Annotated in this window: 7 protein-coding genes and 1 tRNA gene; 5 read left to right on the plus strand and 3 right to left on the minus strand. The window is 61.3% G+C overall.

Features of this window, described 5'->3' with window-relative positions; translation table 11 throughout:
• Window positions 1–317 precede the first annotated feature (317 nt).
• Window positions 318–391 (minus strand) — tRNA-Gln (locus tag NFR47_RS06570).
• A gap of 135 nt (window positions 392–526) precedes the next feature.
• Between NFR47_RS06570 and NFR47_RS06575 the strand changes: the two genes are divergently transcribed.
• Complete coding sequence (locus NFR47_RS06575; RefSeq protein WP_251214776.1) at window positions 527–1,807, plus strand: MFS transporter; 1,281 nt, start codon at window positions 527–529, stop codon at window positions 1,805–1,807.
• 580 nt (window positions 1,808–2,387) lie between these two features.
• Here the strand turns inward: NFR47_RS06575 and NFR47_RS06580 are convergent.
• Window positions 2,388–4,514, minus strand: a complete 2,127-nt coding sequence (locus tag NFR47_RS06580; RefSeq protein ID WP_251214777.1) for a M3 family metallopeptidase — start codon at window positions 4,512–4,514, stop codon at window positions 2,388–2,390.
• 230 nt (window positions 4,515–4,744) lie between these two features.
• The gene (locus NFR47_RS06585) at window positions 4,745–6,889 is read right to left on the minus strand and encodes a M3 family metallopeptidase (protein WP_251214778.1); all 2,145 of its coding nucleotides are present in this window, start codon (window positions 6,887–6,889) and stop codon (window positions 4,745–4,747) included.
• A 107-nt stretch (window positions 6,890–6,996) separates the two neighbouring features.
• Between NFR47_RS06585 and NFR47_RS06590 the strand changes: the two genes are divergently transcribed.
• From NFR47_RS06590 to NFR47_RS06605, 4 genes are all read left to right on the plus strand, one after another.
• Window positions 6,997–7,722 (plus strand): 16S rRNA (uracil(1498)-N(3))-methyltransferase, encoded by a 726-nt coding sequence (locus NFR47_RS06590; protein WP_251214779.1) that lies wholly within the window; start codon window positions 6,997–6,999, stop codon window positions 7,720–7,722.
• 126 nt (window positions 7,723–7,848) lie between these two features.
• The gene (locus NFR47_RS06595) at window positions 7,849–9,837 is read left to right on the plus strand and encodes a proton-conducting transporter transmembrane domain-containing protein (RefSeq protein WP_251214780.1); all 1,989 of its coding nucleotides are present in this window, start codon (window positions 7,849–7,851) and stop codon (window positions 9,835–9,837) included.
• 2 nt (window positions 9,838–9,839) lie between these two features.
• Complete coding sequence (locus NFR47_RS06600) at window positions 9,840–10,754, plus strand: respiratory chain complex I subunit 1 family protein (protein ID WP_251214781.1); 915 nt, start codon at window positions 9,840–9,842, stop codon at window positions 10,752–10,754.
• Window positions 10,751–11,380 carry a hypothetical protein gene (locus NFR47_RS06605; RefSeq protein ID WP_251214782.1) on the plus strand — a complete coding sequence of 210 codons (630 nt, stop codon included), beginning with the start codon at window positions 10,751–10,753 and terminating at the stop codon, window positions 11,378–11,380. The genes NFR47_RS06600 and NFR47_RS06605 overlap by 4 nt, the downstream gene beginning before the upstream one ends.
• The last annotated feature ends 3 nt before the right edge of the window (window positions 11,381–11,383 follow it).

The following is an 11,383-nucleotide window of genomic DNA, read 5'->3' on the forward strand; positions in this document are numbered from 1 at the left end:
TCGGTCGTTCGCTGAGCGGGCACGGAAGACTTACGCTGTTCCGAACACCCGCTCCGGGCGCTCGCTCCCTCGACGAATGAAACCCCGCCATTTCCACGAGTGCGGGATTTCGCAAGAATCATTCGCGGGCCCGGCCGGGGCGGTCGCGCTGCAAGCGCGAGCCGGGCTCCGCGCAGAATTGTTCTGTCATTCTGAACGAAGTGAAGAATCTAATATCCACAGATGTTTCACTACGTTCAACATGACAAATACCCCATTATTCCCTATCCATTAGGAATAAAAAAAGAGAGACTTCCGTGGAAGTCTCTCTTTTTCTCTGGTTGAGCTACCAGGACTCGAACCTGGAATGACAGGACCAGAATCTGTTGTGTTACCATTACACCATAGCTCAATTTTTGTGAGTGCAAAAGTAGCACATTATTTTGCAACTGCAAAGAATTTGTCCGAAATTTTTCATATATTTGTTTTCACGCAGCTTTCCGCAAGCCGCACGCAACCCGAAAAATACTTATAAAACCAATAGCTCATGGGCATCAAATTCCGTCTCATCGTCATGAACTTCCTCCAGTACGCCATCTGGGGGGCCTACCTCACCTCTATGGGGTCTTACTTGGTCAGCGCCGACCTCTCGTCGCACATCGGCATCTTCTACGCCATGCAGGGTATTGTCTCGATCTTCATGCCCGCCGTCATCGGCATCGTCGCCGACCGTTGGATTCCCGCCCAGCGGCTCCTGGGCATGTGCCACCTGCTCGCCGCCGTCTTCATCGGGGCCGCAGGCTATTACGCCCATTCCGCGGGTGCCGGCGTGCAGTTCGGGCCGCTCTTCGCGCTCTATTCGTTCAGCGTCGCTTTCTACATGCCCACCATCGCGCTCTCCAATTCCGTGGCTTACAGCGTCCTCGAAAGCAAAGGATTCGATACCGTCAAGGCGTTCCCGCCCATCCGCGTGTGGGGAACCGTCGGTTTCATCTGTTCGATGCTCGTCTGCGACGCCGCCGGATTCCAGACCACTTACATGCAGTTCGTGCAGTGCGCCGTGCTGGGGTTGACACTCGCCGTCTACGCCATGACGCTGCCCAATTGCCCCGTCAGCCGCGGCAGCGAGAAGAAAAGCGTCGTCGAGGCGCTCGGGCTGCGGGCTTTCGCATTGTTCAAGCAGAAGAAAATGGCCTTGTTCTTCATCTTCTCCATGCTCCTCGGCGTGTCGCTGCAGATTACCAACGGGTTCGCCAATCCGTTCATCACGTCGTTCCGCGACGTGCCCGAGTTCGCGTCCACGTTCGGCGCCAACCATGCCAATGCCTTGATTTCGTTATCGCAGGTCTCCGAGACGCTCTGCATACTCTTGATTCCGTTCTGTCTCAAGCGTTTCGGCATCAAGAACGTCATGTTGATGGCCATGTTCGCCTGGGTGCTGCGCTTCGGGCTGTTCGGGCTCGGCAATCCCGGCGGCGGCGTATGGATGTTCATCCTCTCGATGATCGTCTACGGTGTGGCGTTCGACTTCTTCAACATCTCGGGTTCGCTCTTCGTCAACAACGAGACCGACACCGCCATTCGTTCTTCGGCGCAGGGACTTTTCATGATTATGACCAACGGCATCGGCGCCACCATCGGTACGCTCGGCGCACAGGCCGTCGTCGACCGTTTCGTTTATTCGCAGTCGTCGGTCGAAGCCATGACGGCCGGGTGGTCCGCTTCGTGGCTCATCTTCGCCGGATACGCCCTTTGCGTCGCCATCGTCTTCGCCTTGGTCTTCAAGTACAAGCACAATCCCGAAGCTATCGGAGAAATCGGCCATTAGTGCGGTTCCTTCCGAAACAGAGGTGCGCCGGGTCCTTTCCCCGGCGCACCTTATTTATTAGGTATCCATCCTATTCATAAAAGCAGCCCCGCAGATGCTGGACGCAGCGCACGGATTTGCCGCCTGCCCGCCACCCGTTGTTCAGCGGGTTCACAAGGCCCGACAAGAAGTCCAGAAAGCCCGCGTTCCGGTCGCCGGCCGCATAGGAGGATGACGACCAGCAGAGACCGCGGTCGCCGACTTCCGTCAAGGCTCCCGTCGCCGTGTGGCGCCAGCCCGCAGCAGGCGTGCATAGCGATCGCTCAGCTGAATATACCGAAGAGGCAAACCCGTTTCGGTTTCCGGCTCCGGCATAGACTGGATTCCACAACTGGCAGCGTGCTTTATCGTTTCAACAACCTGCTAAAACGTTTTAACATTCCGTAAAACACCGCCAGTGGACCGCTGAATCTGCCGACCGCACCGGCGGAAGCCGTGACCTCCGCCGTTCCGGGTCGTACAAGGCTGCAAAAAACCGCGCAGTCCGAAGACCGCGCGATTTTTGCCGAAGGGGACTATCCCCGACTGTGAACTGTGAAATTCAATTCGCTTTCTTCAATCCCATCTTCTCAATCAGCGCCCGGGTTTCGGGTTTGTGACCGCGGAAACGGACATACAGGTCCATCGGGTCCTCGGTGCCGCCCTTGGAGAGTACGTTGTCGCGGAACGAGCCCGAGACTTCGCGGTTGAAGATGCCTTTTTCCTTGAACAGCGAGAACGCGTCGGCTTCCAGCACCTCGGCCCATTTGTAGCCGTAGTAGCCCGCCGCATAGCCGCCCGAGAAGATATGGCTGAACGCCGGGGCCATCGCCGTGCCGTCGACAGCAGGCAGTACCTGCGTCGGAGCCATCGACGCCCGCTCGAAAGCCACCACATCGCCCTCGTAGGGTTCCGCAATCGTGTGCCATGCCATGTCGGTCATGCCGAACGACAGCTGGCGGACATTGCCGTAGGCCGCCAGGAAATTCTTCGCCGCCACGATGCTCTCCACGATTTCGGCCGGGATGGGTTCGCCCGTCCGGTAGTGTACGGCCCACAGGTCGAGGAATTCCTTTTCCGTCGCCCAGTTTTCCATGATTTGCGAGGGCAGTTCCACGAAATCGCGGTAGACGCTCGTGCCCGTCTGCGATTCGTAGCGTCCCTCGGCCAGCATGCCGTGCAGCGAGTGGCCGAATTCGTGGAGGAACGTCTCCACTTCGTCGAACGTCAGCAGCGAGGGTTTCTCCCCGGTGGGCTTCGTGAAATTCATCACCAGCGACACCAGCGGCCGCGTCTCCTCGCCGTCCACGATTTTCGTACCGCGGTATTCGGTCATCCACGCGCCCGAACGCTTCGACGCACGCGGGAAGAAGTCGAGGTAGAGCACCGCCATGAAGCGGCCTTTTTCGTCGGTCACGTCGTAGGCCGTCACATCCGGATGGTAGACGTCGATTTCCGGGTTGGGCGTGAAGTTCAGCCCGTAAAGTTTGTTCGCCAGCAGGAAGACCCCTTTCTTCACGTTTTCGAGTTGGAAATAGGGTTTCACCACTTCGTCGTTGAGCGCATATTCGGCATCGCGGTACTTCTGGCTGTAATAGCCCCAGTCCCACGGCATGAGCTCACCCTCGAAGCCGAGTTTCGCGGCATAGTCGCTGACCGTCCGGCACTCGCGGTCGGCATGTTCCTTGGTCGCCGCCAGCAGTTCTTCCAGGAACGCCTCGACCGTCGGGGTGTCCTTGGCCATGCGGCGTTCCAGCACGTAGTCGGCATAGCACTTGTAGCCCAGCAGGTTGGCTATCTTCAGACGCGTGTTGGCTATCTTTCTGACGATTTCCGTGTTGTCGTATTGGCCGCCCAGCGCGCGCGAGTTGTAGGCGCGCCAAAGTTTTTCCTTGAGCGCACGGTTCGACGAGTAGGTGACGAACGGCACATAGCTCGGTGCCTGCAAGGTCACGGTCCAGCCCTTTTCGCCGCGGGCCTTGGCGTCGGCCGCCATCCCCTCCTTGACGAAAGCAGGCAGTTCGGCCACCTGCTTCGGGTCGGTGATGTTGAGCGCGAACGCGTTGGTCGCCGCCAGCGCATTCTGCCCGAACTGAAGCGTCAGGGCCGAAAGTTCGGAGGTATACTGGCGGTAGAGTTCCTTGTCTGCGTCCGACAGCGCCGCGCCGTTGCGGGCGAAGCTCTTGTAGGTGTCTTCCAGCAGTTTCTTGTCGTCTTTCTTCAGGCAGCAGCCCGGGTGTTCGTAGACCGCCTTTACCCGCGCGAACAATTCGGGATTGAGCGAAATGTCGTTCGACAGCTCCGTCAGTTTGGGCTGCACGCGCAGGGCTATTTCCTGCATCTCGTCCGACGTGTCGGCGCTCAGCAGGTTGTAGAACACCCCCTCGATGCGGCCGAGGAGTTCGCCGCTCCGTTCCAGCGCCGCAATCGTGTTGCCGAACGTCGGCTTGGCCGGGTTGTTCACAATGGCGTCGATTTCGGCACGCTGGCACGCGATGGCCGCCTCGAACGCAGGTTCGTAGTGGGCGAGCTCGATTTTCGAGAACGGCGGCGTGGCATGGGGCGTCTCCCACTGGGCCAGCAGCGGGTTGGTGGTGTCCAGTTCGGGCAGCTGGGCCCGCGGAATCGAGTTGTCGGCGCATCCTGCCGCAAAAGCTGCAAGGGTCATTATCCAAAACGTTTTTTTCATCTTTTCAGCAATATTATTCGGATTTCTTCCATTTGTGTTTTCGAGACTCCATCTCTCCCAACGGGGCCCGCCGAGAGCGGGATCAATGAGAAAGGAAACAAGGGGAAACGCTGTCGACTATCCGTACAACAGATTCTTCACTTCGTTCAGAATGACAGAGGAAGTTCAGAATGACAGAGGAAACCTTTGTTGTGTACAAGAATGATTTTTAATTCTTAATTTTTCATTTTTCATTGCAAAGTCGGTACCGCCAGCGAATCGGCCGCAGGACGGGGCCGTTCCATCAAACCGCGGGCCACGAGCATCGCCGTCTTGTCGGGGTCCTTGCCGCGGAACGTACGGTAGAGGGTCATGCCGTCTTCCGAGCCGCCGCGCGACAGCAGCCGGCGGAAGCGTGCGGCGGTCTGCTTGTCGAACAGGTCGCCGCTCTCGCGGAAGGCCTCGAACGCATCCTTGTCCAGCACCTCGGCCCACGTATAGAAATAATAGCCCGCCGAGTAGCCGCCGTCGAAGATGTGGCTGAAGTAGGGGTAGCGGTAGCGGGGTTCGATTTGCGGAATCAGCCCGCGCTTTTCGTTGAGCGCCCGGCGCTCGAATTCCGCCGCGTCGAACGGCTCGTACTCCTCGACCGAATGGATGTCCATGTCCGAGAGCGACGCGGCAATCAGCTCGGTCGTCTGGAACCCTTGGTTGAAAAGCGAGCTGCGGCGCATCTTCTCGACCAGGTGCTGCGGCATCACTTCGTCGCTGCGGTAGTGTACGGCATAGTGGCGCAGCATCTCGGGCTCGAAAGCCCAGTTTTCCATCACCTGCGAGGGCAGTTCCACGAAATCGCCCTCCACTTCGGTCAGCCCGCGGTACTTCACGTCGTGGAACAGGAAGTGCAGCGCATGGCCGAATTCGTGGAAAAGGGTCGCCGCTTCGTCCATCGTCAGCAGGGCCGGGGTGCTGCGCGTCGGGCGGGTGAAGTTCGCCACAATGGAGACCACGGGCGCGATGCGCTTGCCCTCGTCGTCGTAGCTCTGTTCCACATAGTTGCCGCACCACGCGCCCTGGCTCTTGCCCTCGCGGGGAAAGTAGTCGAAATAGAGCACCCCGAGGTGCGATTCGTCGGCATCGAGCACTTCGTAGGCCGTCACCTCCGGATGATAGACCGGCACGGCGATGGGGCGGAACGTGATTCCGTAGAGCCTGTTGGCCAGGAAGAAGACGCCCGTCTGCACGTTCGCCAGCGAGAAATAGGGGGTCAGCATCTCCTCGTCGAGCGCATAGTTTTTCTTGCGCAGTTTCTCAGCATAGTACCACCAGTCCCACGAAGCGAACGTCTCCCCGGGATAGTCGGCCTTGAACAGGGTCTCCATTTCGGCCAGTTCCTCCCGGGCCTTTTTCAGCGCCGGGGTCCATATCTCGTCGAGCAGTCCGTAGACCGCCGCCGGGGTCCCGGCCATCTCCCCGTCGGTCACATAGGCCGCATAGGAGGGATAGCCCAGCAGGTGCGCCTTTTCGGTCCGCAGGCGGATGAAGTCGTTGATAAGTTGGTTGTTGTCGTGTTCATCGCCGTTGCTGCCGCGGTTCAGATAGGCTTTGTAGGCCTGTTCGCGCAGGTCGCGGCGCTTCGAGTAGGTCAGCAGCGGAATCAGGCTGGGTTTGTGGAGCGTGAAGACGTACTTGCCGCCGCGGCCCAGTTCCTGCGCCTTGTCGCGCGCCAGCTCGCGGGCGTTGTTCGGAATCCCTTCGAGGTCTTCGGCCGTGAGTTCAAGCACGAACTTGTTGTTCTCGGCCAGCAGGTTGGCGCTGAACTTCACCGACACGAGGGCCAGTTCTTCGTTGATGGCCTTGAGCCGCGCTTTCTCTTCCTCGCCGAGCAGCGCGCCCGAGCGGACGAACGCGCGGTAGGTCTCTTCCAGCAGGCGAGTTTCGTCGGCTCCCAGCCCGAATTCGGCACGGCGGTCGTAGACCGCCTTGACCTTGGCGAAAAGCCGTTCGTTCATCCCTATCTTGTCGTCGTGGGCCGTCAGCAGCGGCATCGCCTGCTCTTGCAGCGCGCGCAGCTGTTCGCTGCTTTCGGCCTCGCACAGCATGCCGAACACCAGCCCCACCTGTTCGAGCATCCGCCCCGAACGGTCGTAGGCCGCGATTACGTTCTCGAACGTCGGTTCGTCGTGGTTCGAGACGATGGCGTCGATTTCGGCGTCGTGCAGCGACATCGCACGCTCGAAAGCGGGCATGAAGTGCTCGGGCCGGATTTTGTCGAAAGGCGGTACGCCGTAGGGCGTCTCCCAGGCGGAGAAAAAGGGATTCTCCGCCGTCTTGTTTTGCGTGTTGCACGATGCGGACATAAGCAGGATGAATGTGAAGAAGAGCATGCGTTTCATCGGGTCGGAAGTTTTATGCGTTTTTTCGTTCCTTATTACCTATATAATGTATACCTTTGCGGCCGCGCGCGGTTATGCGTGCCAAATATACGAAATCCGACAGAGCCATGCAACTTTTTTACGATCCCGATTTCGTTCCGCCCCTCCACACGCTCGGCGAGGAGGAGTCGCGCCATTGCGTGCGGGTGCTGCGGCTCGCCGAGGGCGACTCTCTCCACCTGACCGACGGGCGGGGTACGCTCTACCGCTGCCGCATCGTCAGCGCCGACCCGCGCCGCTGCACGGTCGAGGCGGTCGAAACGGTGCACGATTTCGAGCCCCTGCCCTACCGGCTCGTCATGGGCGTCGCGCCGACCAAGAACGCCGACCGCTTCGAGTGGTTCCTCGAAAAGGCCACCGAGGTGGGGGTCACGGCCATCGTGCCGCTCGAAACCGACCACAGCGAGCGGCGGGTCTTCCGGCCGCAGCGGGGCGAAAAGGTCATCACGGCGGCCATCAAGCAGTCGCTCAAGGCGTTCCGGCCCGAGCTTCGGCCCCTCGCACCCCTGCGGGAGGTGCTCGAAGCGCCGTTCGAGGGGCGCAGGTTCATCGCCCACTGCGACCAGGCCCGCAGCCAAGCAGGCAAACGGTATCTGCCCGCGGCGCTGCATCCCGGCGAAGCGGCCTTGGTGCTCATCGGTCCCGAGGGCGATTTCTCGCCCCGCGAAATCGACGCCGCAATAGCCTGCGGGTTCGAGGAGATCACCCTCGGCACCCAGCGCCTGCGCACCGAAACCGCCGCCCTCACGGCCGTGGTCATGGCGTCGGTAGTCAATACAATTCACAATTCATAATTAAGAATTCACAATTGAATGATTTCAACCGGACGCTTTCTCTGCCATATTTGAAAAGACGAGCAGCAATTATGAATTGTGAATTCTGAATTATGCATTGAATAACAAACTTTCACCTCGCAACAGATGTTCTTCCTCTACACCCTTTTCGCCCTCGCAGGCATCGCGGCGGCCATCTGCGCCGCCCCGCTCCGGACCAAGGTCTGGACGGCGCTGGCTTTCACCGCTGCCGGAGCCGTCGCGCTCTCGGCCTGCGCCGTGGGCGTGTTGGCCGGCGGTGAGCCCCGGCCGCTCTGGGCATTCGACAGCTTGGTGCTGGGGCGCGACAGCGGGTCGCTCGACCCCCTGTCGGCGTTCTTCGTGCTCCTCATCGCTATTGGCGCCGTGGCCGCCGTGCTCTATTCGCGCGGTTATCTGAGCCACGCCCTCGACCGCAAGTCCCCGGCCCACGTCTCGCTCCACTATACCGCTCTGACCGTCATGTCGCTCTCCATGTTGGGCGTCGTGGCTTCCGACGGCGGCTATTCGTTCCTCTTCTTCTGGGAGTTGATGACCGTCGCTTCGTTCATCCTGATTCTTTTCGACGCCGAGCGGCGCGAGGTCCGGCGCGCGGCCTTGTCGTACCTCATCATGATGCACATCGGGTTCGTGCTGCTCGTCGTCGGGTTCGTCCGGCTCCACGCCGCCACCGGGTCGGCATCGTTCGCCGCGCTGGTTCCCTACTTCGCCGAACATCGGTTTCTGCCGCTCTTTCTGGTCTTCCTCGCCGGGTTCGGCATGAAGGCCGGGCTTTTCCCCATGCACGTCTGGCTGCCCGAAGCGCACCCTGCCGCTCCGTCGCACGTCTCGGCGCTGATGTCGGGCGTCATGATAAAAACGGGTGTCTATGGCATTCTGCGCGTCGTGGCCGCTCTCGATACCTCTGCCGCGCTCCACACCGCGGGAGTGATCGTCCTCGTCGCCGGTATCGCCACCGGGCTGTGGGGCGTCATCCTCGCCGCTTCGCAGAACGATGTCAAGCGCCTGCTGGCCTATTCGTCCATCGAGAACGTCGGCGTCATCCTCATCGGTGCGGGCGTCGCGCTCCTCGGCAAGGCGTCGGGGCACCCCTCCGTCGCCCTCTGCGGCATGGCCGGAGCGCTGCTCCACACCCTCAACCACTCGTTCTTCAAGTCGCTGCTGTTCTTCGGCGCGGGCAACGTGCTGACGCAGACCCACACCACTTCGCTCGACGCGCTGGGCGGGCTCGCCAAGCACATGCCCCTCACGGCCCTGCTCTTTCTGGTCGGCGCCGCCGCCATCTGCGCCCTGCCGCCCCTCAACGGATTCGTTTCCGAGTTGTTGATTTACCTCGGGCTGTTCAAGGGCATCGCCGCAGGCGGCAGCGTCCTCGCATCGGTGGCCGGAGTGGTCGCGCTGGCCCTTATCGGCGGCATCGTCGTGCTCGCCTTCACCAAGCTCTACGGCACCGTCTTTCTCGGTTCGCCCCGCACCCACGAGGTGGCCGAAGCCGCCGAGGCCGACAGCTTCCGCATCGCCGCCATGGCCCTGCCGCTCGCAGGCATCCTTTTCGTGGGTTTCTTCCCCGCGACCGCCGTGGGTATCGTCGGCCGTGCCGCCGGGTTCTTCCTCGCCGCACCGCCCGCCGTCTCCGATTTTCTCCTCTCGCCCGTCCTCTCGGCCGTAGGCCGCACGGCGTGGCTGCTCGTCGGGGTCATCGGCCTGCTGGCATGGCTCCGCGCCCGCACCCTGCGCGGCCGGACCGTCGCACAGGGGCCTACCTGGGGCTGCGGCTTCACTTCGCCCAACGTGCGGATGCAGTACACGGGCGAATCCTTTTCCGAGGGACTGCAATCCATCGTTCCGTCGCTCACCCAGCAGAAAGGCGAGGGCGACGCCGTGGCCAAAAGCGAGATTTTCCCCTCCGCCCACCGCTACGACATCCGCCGCAAGGACCGCATCGACCGGCTTTTCGCCGCCTGGTGGGTCGAAGCCCTGCGGCTGCTGAACCAGCGCGCCATGCGCCTGCGCACGGGTAAAATCAACAGTTATATCCTCTTCGCGCTGGCGTTCCTCGTGTTGGTATTCCTCTTGTCCGTTCTTCATCTGCTCTGACCATGACCTTGCTCAATACTTTTCTGCTCTTGGCGGTCGCGCTCGCCACGCCGGGCCTTATCAACCGCATCCGGGCCCGGCTCGCAGGCCGCCGCGGCATCCGTTTCATGCAGCACCTCTACGACCTGCGCCTGCGTCTGCGCAAGGGGGCTGTCTATTCGTCCACGACTACCGCGCTGTTCCGCACCGCGCCGTCGGTCTACCTGGGGGCGGCCATCGTCGCCGCGCTGACGATTCCCGTCGGCGACCTGAGGCCCCTGCTCGCGTTCGAGGGCGACCTCGTCTGCATGGCCTACACGCTCGCCCTCGGGCGCTTCGCCCTGATTCTCGCCGCCATGGACACAGGCAGTGCGTTCGAGGGCATGGGCGCCAGCCGCGAGGCGCTCTACGGCGCGTTGGTCGAGCCCGCGCTGATGCTTGCAGGCGGTACGCTCGCCCTCCTGACGGGCTGCACGTCGTTCGCCCGCATCTTCGACCCCGCCGTCATGCCCGGCGCGCAGTTCGTCATCGTCCTGCTGCTCACGGCCTACGTCCTCGTCAAAATCGTCTTCACCGAGAGCGGCCGCGTGCCCGTCGACGACCCGCGCACCCACCTCGAACTGACCATGATCCACGAAGTCATGTGTCTGGACTACTGCGGCGTCGACCTGGCGATGATCAAGATGGCCGGCTGGCTCAAAACGGCCCTCTTCTCGCTCCTGGCCGCCGACACGCTCGCCGCGGCGTTCTGCCTGCGCTGGTGGATAGCTGCTCCGCTGGCCCTCCTGCTGACCGGGGTTTCGGTCGGCGTGGTCGAATCGACGCAGGCGCGCAACAAACTCGTCCGCAACACCACTTTCATACTCACCGTCGCAGCGCTGGCCGCGCTGGCTTTCTTCACGGCCTACCTGCTGCAACTCAACATCGGACTGGCATGATTCTCCCGCTCGTAATCCTCTACGTCGTTTCGCTCGTCTACCTCTCCATCACCGAGCGGTTCCGCAACTTCGCGTCCATCATGATGCTGCAAGGGTGGCTGCTGTTCGCCATCGCCCTGCTGCGGCTGCACACCATCGCGCCCGCCGAGCTCGGGTTCATAGCCCTGGAAACCTTGATTTTCAAGGCTATAGTCGTCCCAGCCATCTTGTTCCGCATCATCCGCAAAACCAAAATCAACCGCGTCCGCACGTCGGGCACCTCGCAGTTCCACGCCCTGCTGCTCTCGCTCGCGGCGCTCGTCGTCAGCGCATCGGTGACCTATTACATCGCCGATTCGACCGTCGACCTCGTCTTCTTCGGCGTGGCGCTCTACGCCCTGCTGAGCGGGTTGATTCTCATCGTCCTGCGGCAGCGGCTGTTCTCGCATCTGGTCGGGTTCCTCGTCATCGAGAACGGCGTGTTCCTCTTTTCCACGGCCATCGGGGTCGAAATGCCGTTCCTTATCGGCATCGCCATCCTGCTCGACATCCTCATGTCGGTGCTCATGTTAGGGGTCTTCTTCACCAAGATCGACGGCAAGATCCACGCCGACGACGCCGACGCCCTCACCCACGTAAAAGACTGACGC

Source organism: Alistipes muris, assembly GCF_943193205.1.
Classification (GTDB): domain Bacteria; phylum Bacteroidota; class Bacteroidia; order Bacteroidales; family Rikenellaceae; genus Alistipes; species Alistipes muris.